Annotated in this window: 17 protein-coding genes; 11 read left to right on the forward strand and 6 right to left on the reverse strand. The window is 62.4% G+C overall.

What is annotated here, in order from left to right; translation table 11 throughout:
* Positions 1 to 43: 43 nt before the first annotated feature.
* The 3 genes from ACKAMS_RS04430 to ACKAMS_RS04440 are packed head-to-tail and all read right to left on the reverse strand — an operon-like array spanning position 44 to position 2,012.
* Positions 44 to 907 (reverse strand): biotin-dependent carboxyltransferase family protein, encoded by an 864-nt coding sequence (locus ACKAMS_RS04430; RefSeq protein ID WP_084325378.1) that lies wholly within the window; start codon positions 905 to 907, stop codon positions 44 to 46.
* Positions 904 to 1,536, reverse strand: coding sequence for a 5-oxoprolinase subunit B family protein (locus ACKAMS_RS04435; protein WP_408988656.1), 633 nt, complete (start codon positions 1,534 to 1,536; stop codon positions 904 to 906). Before ACKAMS_RS04435 ends, ACKAMS_RS04430 begins: the two co-directional genes overlap by 4 nt.
* Positions 1,533 to 2,012, reverse strand: a complete 480-nt coding sequence (locus ACKAMS_RS04440; protein WP_141488342.1) for a MarR family transcriptional regulator — start codon at positions 2,010 to 2,012, stop codon at positions 1,533 to 1,535. The genes ACKAMS_RS04435 and ACKAMS_RS04440 overlap by 4 nt, the downstream gene beginning before the upstream one ends.
* A gap of 75 nt (positions 2,013 to 2,087) precedes the next feature.
* On the opposite strand from ACKAMS_RS04440, the gene ACKAMS_RS04445 reads away from it, so the two are divergent.
* Positions 2,088 to 2,921, forward strand: a complete 834-nt coding sequence (locus ACKAMS_RS04445) for an alpha/beta fold hydrolase (protein ID WP_031330792.1) — start codon at positions 2,088 to 2,090, stop codon at positions 2,919 to 2,921.
* 4 nt (positions 2,922 to 2,925) lie between these two features.
* On the opposite strand, the gene ACKAMS_RS04450 is transcribed toward ACKAMS_RS04445, so the two are convergent.
* Positions 2,926 to 3,366: a hypothetical protein gene (locus ACKAMS_RS04450; protein ID WP_408988657.1), complete on the reverse strand. Its 441-nt coding sequence runs from the start codon at positions 3,364 to 3,366 to the stop codon at positions 2,926 to 2,928.
* Between the two features lie 49 nt (positions 3,367 to 3,415).
* Between ACKAMS_RS04450 and ACKAMS_RS04455 the strand changes: the two genes are divergently transcribed.
* A complete protein-coding gene (locus ACKAMS_RS04455; protein ID WP_020970886.1) occupies positions 3,416 to 3,694 on the forward strand; it encodes a hypothetical protein in 279 nt (92 codons plus the stop codon).
* A gap of 99 nt (positions 3,695 to 3,793) precedes the next feature.
* Here ACKAMS_RS04455 and ACKAMS_RS04460 read toward each other — a convergent pair whose 3' ends face one another.
* The gene (locus ACKAMS_RS04460; RefSeq protein ID WP_021345629.1) at positions 3,794 to 5,170 is read right to left on the reverse strand and encodes an NAD-dependent succinate-semialdehyde dehydrogenase; all 1,377 of its coding nucleotides are present in this window, start codon (positions 5,168 to 5,170) and stop codon (positions 3,794 to 3,796) included.
* Positions 5,171 to 5,269: 99 nt separating this feature from the next.
* Positions 5,270 to 6,583: a YhgE/Pip domain-containing protein gene (locus ACKAMS_RS04465; protein WP_408988658.1), complete on the reverse strand. Its 1,314-nt coding sequence runs from the start codon at positions 6,581 to 6,583 to the stop codon at positions 5,270 to 5,272.
* Between the two features lie 171 nt (positions 6,584 to 6,754).
* On the opposite strand from ACKAMS_RS04465, the gene ACKAMS_RS04470 reads away from it, so the two are divergent.
* The 9 genes from ACKAMS_RS04470 to ACKAMS_RS04510 are packed head-to-tail and all read left to right on the forward strand — an operon-like array spanning position 6,755 to position 15,369.
* Positions 6,755 to 7,387 carry a DUF4178 domain-containing protein gene (locus ACKAMS_RS04470; RefSeq protein ID WP_019745427.1) on the forward strand — a complete coding sequence of 211 codons (633 nt, stop codon included), beginning with the start codon at positions 6,755 to 6,757 and terminating at the stop codon, positions 7,385 to 7,387.
* Positions 7,384 to 7,884 (forward strand): DUF2617 family protein, encoded by a 501-nt coding sequence (locus ACKAMS_RS04475; RefSeq protein ID WP_020970882.1) that lies wholly within the window; start codon positions 7,384 to 7,386, stop codon positions 7,882 to 7,884. The genes ACKAMS_RS04470 and ACKAMS_RS04475 overlap by 4 nt, the downstream gene beginning before the upstream one ends.
* 26 nt (positions 7,885 to 7,910) lie before the next feature.
* Positions 7,911 to 8,288, forward strand: coding sequence for a DUF4247 domain-containing protein (locus ACKAMS_RS04480; RefSeq protein WP_044480673.1), 378 nt, complete (start codon positions 7,911 to 7,913; stop codon positions 8,286 to 8,288).
* Positions 8,285 to 8,788 carry a DUF350 domain-containing protein gene (locus ACKAMS_RS04485; protein WP_019745424.1) on the forward strand — a complete coding sequence of 168 codons (504 nt, stop codon included), beginning with the start codon at positions 8,285 to 8,287 and terminating at the stop codon, positions 8,786 to 8,788. The genes ACKAMS_RS04480 and ACKAMS_RS04485 overlap by 4 nt, the downstream gene beginning before the upstream one ends.
* Positions 8,788 to 10,362: a polyamine aminopropyltransferase gene (locus tag ACKAMS_RS04490; protein ID WP_020970881.1), complete on the forward strand. Its 1,575-nt coding sequence runs from the start codon at positions 8,788 to 8,790 to the stop codon at positions 10,360 to 10,362. The genes ACKAMS_RS04485 and ACKAMS_RS04490 overlap by 1 nt, the downstream gene beginning before the upstream one ends.
* Before the next feature lie 52 nt (positions 10,363 to 10,414).
* Positions 10,415 to 11,155, forward strand: coding sequence for an enoyl-CoA hydratase/isomerase family protein (locus ACKAMS_RS04495; protein WP_408988659.1), 741 nt, complete (start codon positions 10,415 to 10,417; stop codon positions 11,153 to 11,155).
* Positions 11,152 to 12,714 carry an acetolactate synthase large subunit gene (locus tag ACKAMS_RS04500; protein WP_019745422.1) on the forward strand — a complete coding sequence of 521 codons (1,563 nt, stop codon included), beginning with the start codon at positions 11,152 to 11,154 and terminating at the stop codon, positions 12,712 to 12,714. Before ACKAMS_RS04495 ends, ACKAMS_RS04500 begins: the two co-directional genes overlap by 4 nt.
* A gap of 48 nt (positions 12,715 to 12,762) precedes the next feature.
* On the forward strand, positions 12,763 to 13,440 hold the full coding sequence (locus ACKAMS_RS04505) for a GAP family protein (RefSeq protein ID WP_019745421.1): 678 nt from the start codon (positions 12,763 to 12,765) through the stop codon (positions 13,438 to 13,440).
* A gap of 18 nt (positions 13,441 to 13,458) precedes the next feature.
* The gene (locus ACKAMS_RS04510; protein ID WP_408988660.1) at positions 13,459 to 15,369 is read left to right on the forward strand and encodes an SEC-C metal-binding domain-containing protein; all 1,911 of its coding nucleotides are present in this window, start codon (positions 13,459 to 13,461) and stop codon (positions 15,367 to 15,369) included.
* The last annotated feature ends 33 nt before the right edge of the window (positions 15,370 to 15,402 follow it).

Below are 15,402 nucleotides of genomic sequence, written 5' to 3' on the forward strand. Positions count from 1 at the left end.
TCAGTGTGACGGCAGGGTCCGACACGCCATCGCTCGGCGCTGCTCAGGCCCCAACGAACCGGATGTGCTGACCCGGGCGGGCTTGGCCGAGTCGGTCGATATCTGCGTCCGCGACCACTCCGACCACCGGATACCCGCCGGTGATCGGGTGATCGGCGAGGAACACGACAGGTTGGCCGCTGGGTGGGACCTGGATCGATCCGAGCGCTACGCCTTCGGTGGGGAGTTCGGCGTCATTCGTTCGTTGCAGCAGTTCGTCGGTGCCGACACGATCGAGTCGCGCCCCGATTCGGTCCGAATCGGTGGAGACCGCCCAATTCCCCCGCAGGAGCGATTCGGGGTTGGTGAATCGATCTGCGCGCGGCCCGAATACGACTCGAATGTCGAGAGTCTCGTTTGTCATCGGTGGAACTGGTGCAAGGTCGACGAGCGAGAACGCGGTCGGCGAAGGCCCGATCGGGAGAACAACCTTGGGCTCGAGAGGCGCCGGACCTATCCCGGACATGGTGTCGGTGCTGCGCGATCCCAGGATCTCGGGAACCACAATGCCGCCCCGGACGGTCAGATACGTCCGCAGGCCACTCGGTGCGTAGTCGAGGCGGACGGTCTGACCGACGTCGAGAGCGATCACGCTCGAATGCCCGACCGGAACGCCGTCGCGGTAGGCCTGTGCGGGCGCCCCGGTGAACGCGATCGTTGCCTGTTGCTGCGCCCGAATGCTCAGCCCGCCCAGAAGGACCTCGACGCCTGCCGCGCCCTCGTCGTTGCCGACGAGCCGGTTGCCGAGTTTGAGCGATCGCCTGTCCGCAGCACCGGAAACCCCGACGCCCGAGCGAAGGTGTCCGGTCCGTCCGAGGTCCTGGATCAAGCTCAGCGGCCCGGTGTCGAGTATCTCCAGACCGCTCATCGGTCGTCCTCGTTCACGAAGCGCACGCGGCACCCAGGCTGAACGGCGGCCGGTGGTGTGGCGTTCAGATCCCACATCACGGCGTCGGTGCTCCCGATGATCTGCCAGCCACCCGGCGATGCCCGCGGGTAGATCGCGCTGTATCCAGCGGCCAGGGCGACGGAACCGGCTGGCACTGCGGTTCGCGACTGAGTTCGACGTGGAACGTCGAGCCGAGTGTCGCCTGAAGTCAGGTAGGCGAAGCCGGGTGCGAATCCGATGAAGGCGCAACGCCACATCGCCCCGGTATGGGCCGCAACCACCTCGGAACGGCTCATTCCGAGTGACTGTGCGACGTCGTCGAGGTCGGGCCCGTCGTACCTGACGGCGATGGTGAGTGCATCCGTCTCGGAATGCTCGTCTGTGGTCGCGGCAGAATTGGTTTGCTCGAGATCGTCCAAGCACTTCCGGACGTACGTGAGATCTGCCGCCGGGGTGCACGTGACCAGGACCGTGCGAGCTGCGGGGAGGAAGTCTTCGACCCCGACCGGGGTGTTACGCGTCAGTGCTTCGGTGAACGCGAGAACGTCAGCTTCGGAATCGAGGTCTACGAGAAATGCGCGTTCTCCCGCGGGAAGTATGCGAGTCACAGGGAGGGCTCCCGATCGATTCGAGTCCGCTCCACGTCCGCTCGCATCGCCACGATGAAACTCGCGATGGTGGCTCGCTCGGCCGCGGTGTAATTCCCGACGGTGCTCGCAGCCCGTGAAATGAGGGGGCCGAAGAAGCTCTCGCCCAGAGTGACCGCCGATGGTGTGACCTGCAAGATCACTCGCCGGCGGTCCTCCGAGTCCCGCTCCCGAGCTACGTGGCCCGCTTTGACCATCCGGTCGACCAGTGCAGTCACCGACGCCGAGTTGATCCCGAGCTGTGAGCCCAACCAACCTGGCGTCGCCGATGTGTTCGAGCGCTCGGCATCGAGAAGACAGATCAGTGCGCGGACGTCGGTGGAGTGCATTTTGTATTTGTTCGCAAAGCCGGAAACCGCCACGTTCAAGTCGACGGTCAGTGCGCGAAGCGAGTGGACGATCGCCATCGCTTCGTCTTCTGCATCGCCGACGCTCATGGATGCCTCCAGCCCTGGTGTGTTGTCTCTCGATTGTCTACTATCTCGATAGTCGAGAGAAAATGGGGGTGGGGAATGGACTTCAATCGCGCATACGACGCCGTACTGACCAAATGGCCGCAAAAACCGCTGGGTGTGGATCTCTCAGGCCGGTTCGGCCGAACGCATGTGAACGTCTGTGGACCTGAAGACTCGCGGCCGTTGATCCTTCTGCCCGGGGGAGGTGCCACTTCGACGGTGTGGTTCGACAACGTTGCGGCGCTGTCGAAATTCCGGCGTGTTTTTGCCGTCGACACCCTGGGCGATGCCGGACTCAGCATTCCCAATGGTGATCCGATGAAGTCCGTCGACGATCTGATCGAGTGGATGGACTCGATAGTCGATTGCACCGGCGCCGACACCGTCGATGTGATCGGACATTCCTACGGCGCAATGATTGCGTTGGCCTTTGCGCTGCATCGACCGGATCGTGTCGGGAAACTTGTTCTGCTCGATCCTAATTCGAGTTTCGCCGGCATGAAGGCGGGCTACCTTCTGCGTGCGCTTCCGCTCTTGCTGTCCCCGTCGCGAGCACGCCGACGACGACTGTTGGAGTGGGAGACAGGTGAGTCGAGTATCGACTCCGACTGGCTGTCTCTTGTGGAAGTGGGCACTTCGGATCTACCGCGACCCGATCTCGTAGTGCCTCAACGTCCTTCGAAAGAGGACTTGAGCGCACTGGATGTCGAGTTGCTGGTGGTCCTCGCGCAGGACGGACGGGTGCATGATGCGGAAACGGTGTCGAGGTCGGTGCGGGAGAGGATTCCCGCAGCACGTGTCGAGGTGCTGAAAGATGCTTCACATCACAGTATTCCGATGGTTCCCGCCGATGAACTCAACCGAGTGCTCGTCGACTTCTTGGAGGGCTAGCGGATCAGGTGACGACGCACCCCGGACCGATCGGGGTGGCCGGATTGACATCGACCGTTGTGACCGGCCCGCCCGCTGACGTCTGGTAGGCCATCAGAGAATGTTCGCCGGGTGTGGTCGGAGTCCACAGCGTGACGGCGTGGCCGAGTACAACAGGCAAGGTGAAATAGGGATTGACGGTGTCCCAGATCAATTCCTGCGGGAACATGGTCGACGCCCGGTTCAGGTCGACAATCGAGACGTTCGACTCGTCCAACGCTGCTGTCCTGGCAACCACCAGATACGTGCAGCCCGCCCCGTACGGCGTTGTCGGCCCGCTGCTGAGACCCGGAAGGACCGTGACGTCTACTACGTCCGCGGAAGCTGACGTCGCGGAACAGATGGCGGCGCTCGCGCTGATGGCGGCGGCGATCACGGTAGTGCGAGCGATTCGTGAAAGTGTCATACCAGCAGGTCGGTTTCATCTGGATGGGTGTTACAGGCAGACTGATCGGATGCGTGCACTTCATCTTCTTCTGGCCGGCTTCGGATTCCTGCTGGGGTTCCTGATTATTGTTGTCTCCGGCCTGATCGAGTTGGCGTCCGTCGCCTCCCGAACCGATTTCGCCTTTGTCGGTGACTCCGCCGTGTCGGTTGGTGTTTCCAACGAGGCGATCTACACCGCGATCGCTGCTCCACTGGTGGGTGCGCTGTTGGGCTGGCTGTCAGCTGTCATCGCGACGAGGTTCGGGTGGAGCCTCACTCGTGGGAGTGTCACTCCGGCAAGCGAGTGACCAGGGCATTGCTCTTGCTGGTCCGTGGGATATGAGGAAAGGCCCCGACCTCAACAGAGATCAGGGCCTTCCTTTGTATTGCGCTACTTTTGCACCGCGCTACTTCTTGGAGACGCGGAGCAGCTTCTTGTTCACGAACTCGTCCATTCCCCACGGACCGAGCTCGCGGCCGACTCCGGAGCGCTTGACTCCGCCGAAGGGCAGACCGGGCAACGTCGTTCCGTGCTCGTTGACAAACGCCATTCCCACGTCGAGATCGGCAGCGACCGACCGGGCGGAATCGAGATCGCTGCTCCAGACAGACCCGCTCAGACCGTAGACCGACGAATTGGCAAGTTCCACAGCCTCGCTGGCCGACTTGACCTTGTAGACGACGCCGGCAGGTCCGAACAGTTCTTCGCTGTAAGCCCGCATGTCCGGGGTCACGTCTGCGAGCAACGTCGGCTGAACGTAGGCGCCCGGGCCGTCGATCTTCTTCCCACCGGTGAGCAGCGTCGCTCCCTTGGACACAGCGTCGTCGATCTGCTCGATCAGAGTGTCTGCCGCGCTCTGTGAGGACAGCGGGCCCAGGACGGTGGATTCGTCCAACGGGTCACCGGCAGAAACGGATTCGAAGGACGTCGCCAATTTGCGGGTGAAGTCGTCGTAGAAATCTTCGGTGACGATGAAACGCTTGGCCGCATTGCAGGCCTGGCCGGCATTGGACAGACGCGCCTTGGTTGCGGACTTGACGGTGGCATCCATGTCGTCGGAATCGAGGACGATGAACACGTCCGATCCGCCGAGTTCGAGGACGACCTTCTTGAGATTGCGTCCCGCAGTTTCGGCGACGCTGGTGCCGGCGCGTTCGCTGCCAGTCAGTGACACGCCTTGAACTCGTGGATCGGCGATCATGTCCGCGATCTGCTCGTTGGTCGCGAAGACGTTGACGTAGGCGTCGTCCGGCAATCCGGCTTGTCGCAAGATCTCTTCCATCAGCAGAGCCGACTGCGGACAGTTGGACGCGTGCTTGAGAATGATCGTGTTGCCCAGCATGAGATTCGGTGCCGCGAAGCGGGCGACCTGGTAGTACGGGAAGTTCCACGGCATGACGCCGATCAGGGCACCGATCGGTCGCCGGTACACAACCGACTCCTCGGCCCCGGGAACGTCGAGCCGTTCTTCCTCGAGCAACGCCGGACCGTGGTCTGCGTACCACTGATAGATCGCGGCCGAGAGTTGTACTTCGCCCTTGGCCTCGCGGACCGGCTTACCCATCTCCAACGAGATCATTCGGGCCAGTTCGTCCGCCCGCTCTGTGTACAGTTCGGCGGTCTTGCTCAGGACTGCCGCACGTTGCTGTGGCGCACTGTTGCGCCAGGTCAAGTAGCCGCGATGCGTGTTCGCAAGTGCGGCTTCAACTCCGGCGTCATCCAAAGTATCGAATTCCCTGACGGTTTCACCTGTCGCGGGATTGACTGTTTTGTAATTAGCCATAGTTGTACAACGTGCGGAAGGGGGTCGAAGATTCCCGAAACGCGCAATCACATTGAATCGGCCCAACAGGTTTCGATCAAATCCCGGCTGGGTACCATCTCACGCCACCTTGGGGCGATGGGTGCGTTCGTAGCCCTTGCGGTCGTAGAAACGGGTGGTCACGATGCCGAGTACGACGCCGATCAGTAGACCCACCAACGTCATCCAGACGGCATGCAGCAGCCCTGCCTCACCGCGTGCGCCGAAGAACAGGATCGATCGCGTACCCATGTAGATCTGGTGCATCGGCTCGAATTGCGCCAGCCAGGCATACAACCTGGGGCTGGCTTCGAGGGGGATGGTGCCACCGGAAGAGGGCAGCGCGAGAATGACGAACACGAACAGGTTGATCAACATGCCCAACGAGCCGAATGCGGCCATCACCGACATCGCCGTGATGCCGACTGCAGTGATGACCAGCGCGCCGTACTCCCACAATGCAAGCCCGTGAGTGACCGGCATTCCGAGGGCGCGACTGATCCACTGGAACAACGCGGAGACTATGCCGGACAACACGATCATGAACGCCCATTTGACGAGCAGCGTCCGAAACCTGTTGATACCCACAACGTCGTTCTGAACGAAGAGCGGACCGAATTCGGTAGGCGCATATCCGAGCATGCCGTCCACCAAGGAATTGACCACGGTTGCTCCGGTGAATCCCGCTAGGACCAACAGCAGCGCGAAATAGAATGCAACCAAACCGAATCCGGTGCCGTCGGGAAGCGGATCGTGGGCCACCGTGAGTACGTTCACCGGATTTTCGAGCAGCAGGCGGCTCGCTCCTGAGATCTGGGTTCCGGTGTCTCCCGCTTCCAACTGCTGGGTGACCAGGGTGGTGAGTTGCTCGCCCATGTTCTTGTTGACCGAGGCGAGGGCTGTAGTTCCGATCGACTGGACCAGAGATGCGGAGACGGAACCTGCACGTGGATTGGTGTAGATCGTGATGATCGGTTGCTCTACGTCACCGGCGACGACACTGGCCTCCGCCAGGATGATCGTCCTCTTCGTGAAATCACTGGGAATCACGATCGCGCCGTACAGCGTGCCGGAGTTCAACCGAGATTGGGCTTCGGCGATACCGATCTGCTGCAGGTCGATCTTCTGGTGGTCGATTCCGTTTTCGAGGCCGGCGACGATGTCGTTTCCGAAATTCTTGCGGTCGGCGGGGTCGCCGCCGGGGAGGGTGTCGCCTTCGTCCTGGTTGACCAGGGCGATCGGGAACTGGTCCAGGTGTTTCTTTGGGTCGAGTATTCCGCCCATGTACAGCGCTGCCAGCGCCGACATCAAGAGGGTGACCACTATCAACGGCGTCAACCAGAATCGTGGTGTGTGCATGACGGTGCGGGCAGACGGCTCCGGGTTCTTGCTCATCGTCAGTCGACCGGCTTTCTTTCGCGCGGAGTTCCTCGGGCTGAGCGTAAACGCAAAGGTGCGCCGGGGCAGTCTTTCGATCTGCCCGCGGCGCTGGAGACCTGCCCGGCCGGCGGTCGGTCAGCTTGCCGGCAGTCTCATCCGAAAAGGCTGAGAACGGATCGGTAGGGTATGGCCCGCGGCAACCCTGCCGAGACGATTTCGGAGAAACCGTTGACCAACGTGCTGATAGTTGTCCTGATACTCGTAGTGATCGCTGCCGTCGCGTTTGTGGTCCTGCGTGGACGCCAGGGCAAGCCGAATGCTCGCGTGGACCCGCTCGCCGACTATCCCGAGGTGTACGACCCCCACAAGATCGGGGTCGGCGACATCATCACGTACGCGGGTATCGACCACGTTGTTCGAGGGACCATCACGCTCGACGAAGAGGGGTACATCTGGCGTGAGCACCTTCTCGACGGGTCGACCGGTCGTCGTTGGCTGACAGTGGAGGACGACGAGGGCGAACTGGAGATGACTCTCTGGATGCGTCGAGAAGGAACCAACCTGGTCCCGAACGGCGACGTCATTCTCGACGACAAGGTTCACCGCAAGATCGAAAGTGGAACGGCGAAGTTCACGGCCGAGGGTACGACGGGTACGGCCCCTTCCGGCTCGATGGAATACGCGGACTACGCGACCGCCGACAAGACCGGGCTGATCGCATTCGAGAAGTGGGCGCGCGGACAGTCGTGGGAGGTTTCCACGGGACGGGCGGTCACCCGCAGCGAACTCACCGTCATCCACTCGGGCCCACCGGAATGAGTCTGTATCGACTCGATGTGGAACCGACCGACGTGAATGCCTCGGCACTGGGGTTGGTGCTGGGAGCTCCCTCGCCGCCGACCCTCGCCGAGTTGGTGATCGAAACTTCCGATGCGACGTTGACACTCGGAGTGCTCGGGGCATCTCACGTGGTGACGGCCCGGGCGTCGGGAAAGGAACTGACCGAGCAGGTTTCGTGCGATGCTCTTGCCGCCGGCGGTGAACCCTTGCCGGCAGTGGAGTCCACGGAAAACTACCGGTTCGAGTCTTCGTCGCTGATCCTGGACCGAGTCGAATTCGATTCGGAAGCTGCATCGTTGAGAGAATCCGCCGGCCAGGACGGTTGGATCTGCGGATCCTTTCCCGGCGACGACACAGCGTTGACCGCGTTGTGTGGCGTGCGAGACCGCCAGGGGTGGAGTTGGCAGAGTTGGCATTTGTACCCGGGGGAGGGGACAGGAGTGATCGTGAAGACGCGCAGTAGGTGGCGACCGTGAGGGGGCGGACATGGTTGGCTCCGGTGATGGTGGCAGCCGCAATTATGTTGTCGGCGTGCGGTGGTGGAGCCAAAGACTTCATCGCGGACAACTATTCCAAGACGTCCCAGGATGGCGACGTCGTGTTGTACTCGTCGAAAGATCCAGTGGGCACGACCGTCTCACGGATTGTCGACGCGGACGAACCAGCGGCGCGAAGTGCTGACGGCGGCAACGAATACCTGCGCTACGACGATGACATCGTCACTGTCAGTTCGGCTTCGGGCGGTGGCAGCACCATCAAGGTAGAGGACATCGACGGCACGTATCGCAGCGGCGGATACGCGTACCTGGGACCGGGCTTCAACCCAGGATCCCCGGCGGGTGGAAGTAGTGGCAGCGGCGGCTCGGGTAGTGCCAAATGACGGTAGTGCTCAATGAGAAGGAGAACGGCGTGACGAACATCTTTGCATCCACTTCCGTCGAGATCGGAACGGTGGATCCGGCATTGCTCGTCGGGGGCGTTCTCGGCACCCTCGCCTACTTCGTCGTCGGCGTAGCGGTTCTGGCGACGGGATTCCTGGTCCTCGACCTCATGACACCCGGAAATCTCCGCCACCAGGTTTACGTCGACAAGAACCCGAACGCTGCGATTCTGTTGGCTTCCAACCATCTTGCGCTGGCGATCATCGTGGTGACGGCAATCCTGACCAGTTCGGACGGCTTTGCCCAGGGACTCGCCGACTCCGCGGTGTACGGACTGTTCGCGATCGTGTTGCAAGCGATCGCGCTGCGTTTGATGAACGCATTCCTTCCCGGCAAGTTGGTTGCACTGGTGCAGGATCCGAAGATGTGCGGCGCCGCGTGGGCGGTGGGTGTGAGCTTGCTGTCCATCGGTTTGGTGAACGCCGCAGCGCTCACCTGATGGTTGCCGCTGATCGCGATGTGAAAGTTGCCGAGCGTTCGACGATGCTCGGCTCACGCGCACGCGTGCTTCTCCTTGCGGCTGTTGCCGCGTGCGCGGCGTGCGGCCTGATCTACGAGCTGGCCCTGTTGACGCTCAGCGTGAGTCTGACCGGCGGCGGCATCACCCAGACGTCGTTGATCGTCGCGGGATTTGTTGCGGCGCTGGGTATCGGAGCGCTGGCCGCCAAACCGCTGTTGGGGCATGCGGCCATCTCGTTTGTGACCGTCGAAATCCTGCTCGGGCTGATCGGCGGATTCAGTGCCGTCACGCTGTACGTGACCTTCACGTTCTTCGGTTCCAGCGCAGCAGTTCTGGTGGCTGCGACCGCGCTGATCGGTATCCTCGTGGGTGCCGAAGTGCCTCTGCTGATGACGCTGTTGCAGTCCGGTCGCAGCGACAACGACGCACAGAGCACCGGAAAGGTATTGGCCAACCTCAATGCAGCCGACTATCTCGGCGCGCTGATCGGCGGCCTCCTGTGGCCGTTCGTATTGTTGCCGTGGGCGGGCATGATTCGCGGTGCCGCACTCACCGGCATGATCAATCTCGTGGCTGCGGCAGTTGTCGCGCTGATACTTCTTCGGTGGCAGCTCAGCCTGCGTGCACGATTGATCGCCGTCGTCGCAATGCTGTTGGCGGCGAGCTTGATCGGGTGGCTGCTGATCGCGGCCTCGGACATCGAGACCACATCGAGGCAGCGGCTCTACACCGATCCCGTGGTGGCCGCCGAGCGATCGGTGTACCAGGAAATCGTCGTCACCGAGCGGGGAAACGACGTGCGACTGTTCCTCGACGGAGACCTGCAGTTCTCCAGTGTCGACGAGCATCGGTATACCGAGTCGCTGGTGTATCCGGCCCTGGTCAACGACCCGCGGCGCGTGCTGATTCTGGGCGGAGGTGACGGCCTCGCTGCACGAGAAGTGCTGCGAATGAACAGCGTCGAGCAGATAGTTCAGGTGGAACTCGACCCGGCAGTCATCGAGTTGGCCAACACGCGTCTTCGTGATCTGAACGCGGGAGCACTCGAGGATCCACGGGTGGACGTCGTACTCGACGACGCGTTTCGGTGGTTGCGCGAGCGTCCGGATCCAGGCTTCGATGCGGTCATCGTCGACCTCCCGGATCCTGACACCCCCGCACTTGGCCGCTTGTATTCGATGGAGTTCTACGGACTTGCCGCTGCCGCGATGAATCCGGGCGGGCTGATGGTCGTCCAGTCCGGCAGTCCGTACTCGACACCGGATGCGTACTGGAGAACGGTGTCGACGGTATCGGCTGTCGGACTGAGCGTCTCGCCCTATCACGTTTTCGTGCCGAGCTTCGGTGACTGGGGATACGTGCTCGCGCAAAGAGGTTCCACGCCGCCCGAGCTTCGTCTGCCCGCTGATGTGCCGAACCTGCGGTTCCTCGACGAGCCCACCCTGGCGTCGGCCTCGGTGTTTCCTCGCGATCGCCCGAGGCGGGAGTTGGAGCCGTCAACACTCGACCGGCCGCGCATCGTCGACGATATGCGCAAGGGCTATGAACGCTGAACTCCCGACCGAGTAGCTTGAATCGAGACTCTCGGCCACGACGGAGGTACGGATGACTGTTCGGATCGAGGAGCACGCACCGGGAGTCCGGTTGCTCACGATGGATCGCCAGGAGAGGCGCAACGCGCTCGACCCCAAGACTTACCGCGAACTGACGAACGCGATCCGGGAGTCTGACGACGATGACGCAGTGCGGGTTTCGGTGCTGACGGGCGCCGGTGGTGTCTTCACCAGCGGCAACGACATCGGAAGTTTCCAGGACACTGCCGGGAGAGACGGCGGCGAGGCCAAAGACCTGCTGATCGCACTCGTCACCGCACGCAAACCGATTGTCGCAGCGGTCGAGGGGTTTGCAGTCGGAATCGGCACCACGATGTTGTTGCACTGCGACTTGGCATTCGCGGGGCGAGGTACACGATTCCGATTGCCGTTCGTTCCGCTCGGGCTCTCGCCCGAGGGCGGATCGAGTTACCGGTTGCCGCAGATCGCGGGGCTCAAGCGGGCAACGGAACTACTGATGCTCGGAGAAATGTTCGGGGCGGAGGAAGCTGCCGAAGCCGGCCTGATCAATCGCGTCGTGGAGGCCGAGACCGCGCTCGACGTGGCATTGGAGCGCGCGGTGCGCATTGCAGACTCCCCGGCTGAATCGGTGACGCTGACGAAGATGCTCCTCCGCCGCCCACATCTCGATGCCCTGCTGGAAACCATCGACGTGGAGTCGGATCATTTCGCGAGACGGCGGCGATCCGACGAAGCGCAAGAAGCCTTCGCAGCTTTCATGAAGAAGAGGTGACCGAAATGAATGGTGCACAATCGCTTATCCAGAGCTTGGTCGACTCGGGTGTCGAGGTGTGCTTCGGCAATCCCGGAACGTCCGAGATGCATTTTGTTGCCGCACTCGATTCCGTTCCCCAGATGCGTGCGGTACTCGGCTTGTTCGAGGGCGCCGTCACCGGTGCCGCGGACGGGTACGCGCGTATCGCCGGAAAGCCTGCCGCGACGCTGCTTCATCTCGGCCCCGGAATGGCGAACGGACTGGCGAACCTTCACAACGCGCGCCGCGCCCACACCCCCATCGTGAACATCGTCGGGGACCACGCGACCTACCACCACGGTTTCGACGCTCCACTCGAATCGAATATCGACGCGCTGACCGAGTGGCTGGAGGGATGGAGTCGACGTTCCGACTCCACCGCGACCGTCGGTAGCGATGCGGCCGACGCCGTTGCCGCCTCCATGGATCCGCCCGGACGCATTGCCACACTTGTCCTCCCCGCCGACGTCTCGTGGAGCGAAGGTGGAGTTCTTGCGGGTCCTCGAGACATACCGGGGCGGGCGGAAGTAACTGCAGCACAGATCGACTCGGTGGTAGGCGCGCTCAATGCCGAGGGGCGCGCCACGCTACTGCTGGGCGGCGTAGCGTGTTCCGAAGCCGGACTGCGCGCCGCTTCCCGAATTGCAGTCGCGACCGGTGCACAGATTCTGGTCGAGACCTTTCCGGCCAGGCTTCAACGCGGTGCGGGACTACCGTCATTCGAGCGCTTGGGATACTTCGCCGAGCACGCCACCGAACAACTTCGCGGAACAACTCAGCTGGTCCTGGCCGGCGCGGTTTCGCCGGTCTCGTTCTTTGCGTATCCCGGAAAACCGAGCGATCTGGTCCCGGACGGCGCCGCGGTGACAACGCTGGCGAATGTCAGCGACGATGTTGTCGGCGCATTGGAAGCAGTGGCGGAACTCGTGGCACCCGGAGTGGAACCCGTTCTGCAGGAGGCAAATCGGCCGTCGCTGCCGAGCGGGCCTCTCGACGTGCGAAATTGGGCCGACGTGATCGGGGCCCTGCTGCCGGACGACTCCATCATCTCCGACGAGGCGGCCACTTCCGGTTGGGCGATCCCGATTGCCCTTGCCGGAGCGCCGCGCCACGACGTGCTCACGCTCACCGGAGGTGCCATCGGCCAGGGCATCCCGGTGGCGACGGGCGCCGCTGTGGCAGCGCCGGAGCGGCCGGTGATCAATCTCGAAGCCGACGGAAGCGCGATGTACACCATCACGGCGTTGTGGACGCAGGCGCGAGAACAGTTGAACGTCACGACGATTCTGCTCAACAATCGCGCATACGCCATCCTGCGTGGCGAACTGCAACGAGTCGGCGCAGAAGGTGGCGGCGTCGTCGCACAGTCGATGTTGGATCTGTCGTCTCCGAACATGGACTACGTCAAGATCTCCGAGGGGTTGGGAGTGCCCGCGTCGCGGGCGAACACAGCGGAGGAGTTGGCCGAACAGTTTGCCGCAGCGCTGGCGGAACCCGGCCCGCATCTCATCGAGGTCATGCTGCCTCCGCCGTCGTGATTTCGACCTCGAATCGATCGTCGATTTTGCATTCAACTGGAGGTTTTGGTGCTAGCTGCGATCGGTCTGTCTCTTCCGATTGCCCTCGGCCTGCTTTTCGTCTCGATGCCCATGGCGGTGATCGTGCTCGTCATGATCACCGCTGGAGCACATCGAGGGGCGGCATCTTTTCTACTCGGGTGGGTCCTCGGAATCTCGGCAGTCGTTGCGGTGACGATCGTGATCGCGGACTATTCGTTTGCGGAGTCGGAGTCGTCGCAGACTTCGGTGTGGTCGAGCGTCGTACGAATCGTGTTGGGGCTCGTTCTGTTCGGATTGGCGTACAAGCAGTGGCGAGCGCGTCCGAGGGACGGAAGTGATCCGACAGTTCCGAAGTGGATGAAGAGCATCGACGGCTTGACTCCGCGGAAGGCGTTCGGGTTGGCGTTCTTGTCCGCGGCGGTCAATCCCAAAAATGCAGCGCTGGCGGTATCCGGTGCGGCCACTATCGCGGTCGCCACGAATGTTGTTGCCCAACAGATTGTTGCCGCGGTGATCTTCACGGTCATCGCGAGCGTCGGCATCGCGTCGCCGATCCTGGTCAAGGTGTTCTCCGGCAAGCGAGCCGACGAGATCCTCGCATCAGCGAAGTCATGGATGACCGCGAACAACGCAGTGATGATGACGGTCATCCTGGCAATCCTCGGTGCGACCGTGCTGGGCGAGGGGCTCAGTGGACTGCAATAAGTCGCCTACCATTGGCGGGTGACTGATTTCGACGACGAAACCGCTGGTTCCGACGCTGCTGGTTCCATTGCCTCCGCTGCTTTGGCTGTTCTGCGCGAGCAAGGCCCGCTGAGTCTCGAAGAGTGGGCGACCCATCTCGAGGAGTACGGAGCTGCGACCGAGTTGGCCGACGTGCTCGAGTATCTGTCCGAACCGATGCTCGGGTACCTGCCCAACGGAAAGTACGTCGCCCTCGACACGGTCCTCGAAGGGCTCGTGTTCACTCACCGGCTAAGCGAGCTCGAGATTGCGTCCGACATCCTCGACGCGAGCCCCGATCTGGAACCGATCTTGGCATTCGGCGACGGCGAGGACGGGGCGATCCGGGTGGCCCTGGCGGAAGAAGCGGCCGTGGAACGTGGAGCTGCTCCCTTCCGGAGTCGACGAGTTGTGGTTCTTCCAGCCGGAACCCTCGGCGAGTGCGCCGACGGTGATCTCATCGGCCTGGCAGTCGAAGACGGAAGACTTGCGTTTCGTCTGGTCGAGATCGAGGACGAACCCGATCTTGCTCCGGCGCTCGGCGAACTCTTCGAGGAGGACGGAGTCGAGGCCCTGGATTCGGTGTGCTGGCAACTCCTGCTCGAGGATCCGTCTCTCTTCACGGTTCCTGTTGCGCCGCTGGGTGAGATCTTCGAGGCGGCAGGTTACGAGCACGAGCGTGAACTACTGGCTCGGCGGGGATTCGACTTCGATGCCTACGACCTGCAGATTCGGACAGCTTTGGTCGCCAGTACCTACGACCTGACCCACGACGAGGCCGTCGCTGCTGTTGCATTTGTCGATCTGGCGGACCGCGGATACACGGATGCCGTCATCGCCGACTTCGACATCGTGGACTGGGCTCGCCGTCACGTCTGCGCCGCCCCGGACTTCTTTGTCTCACTGGCAGATCCGGGTGCTGCAGTGGCCGTGTTCGATCTCGGATTTCGGAATCAGGATCCGGTGACCGACGCAATCCTCGAAGCGCTTGCGTCCGAACTGGCCGAGCGAGGGCCACGGTCGGTCAGGGCGGCGGCTCATTGGCTCGCCGGTAAGGCCGTCGATCGGCTGGGGCGCGTCCTCGAAGCGGAGGCGCACTACGAGAAAGCGCTCCTTGCCGAATCCGGTTGGGGTCCGGCCTTGTTCGAGCTGGCTCAGTTCGCGTCGGACCGCGGCGACGCGACCCGGGCGCTGTCACTGCTCGGGCGGATCGACGGCGGAAGTGAAGAGAATCTCTACGCCGTACTGCAGGACTTCGTCCCAGTCGATCACCCGGAACTCGGGCGAAACGACAAGTGTTGGTGCGGTTCCGGCCGCAAGTACAAGGTCTGCCACCTCGGAAAGGCCGATGAATCGGTCAAGGCAGATGGTCGCTGGTTGTACAAGAAGGCGTGCCTGTTTGCGTTTGCCTCCGAATTCGTCGACGTCGTGACCGGGCTCGACGATCTCGAAAACGCGAATCTCTCCGAGGACGAACTGATCGCCGCCACGATCTTCGACGGCTCGGCACTGGACGTGGCTCTGTTCGAGGGTGGGATCTTTGCCGACTTCCTGGCCAGACGCAGCGAACTACTTCCCGAGGCGGAAGTAGTGACAGCCGCACAGTGGCTCGGGGTCCGGAGGTCGGTGTACGAGGTGATCGAAACTTCCGACACCGGCGTCGTGCTGCTCGATCGTGTGTCCGAGGAAACCGTCACCGTTGGTCACCCGGTCGAAGGAAAGCCCGGCGACCTGATCAGTGCCAGGCTCCTGACGGCCCCCACTGGTGCGCTTGCGGTGGGCGTTGTCGTCATGTCCTCGGAATCGCAGGCTGCGAGGGTACTCGAGGTTCTCGCTTCCGAGGAACTCGACGCCGAAGAACTGGTCCGCGAGTCGCGTGGAGGCGCCGATCACTCGACCGATGACCGGTGACGATGTATCGAGTCGACCCCGTTAAAGTTGGAT

The organism is Rhodococcus sp. 5A-K4, from assembly GCF_046097995.1.
Lineage (GTDB): Bacteria > Actinomycetota > Actinomycetes > Mycobacteriales > Mycobacteriaceae > Rhodococcus_F > Rhodococcus_F erythropolis.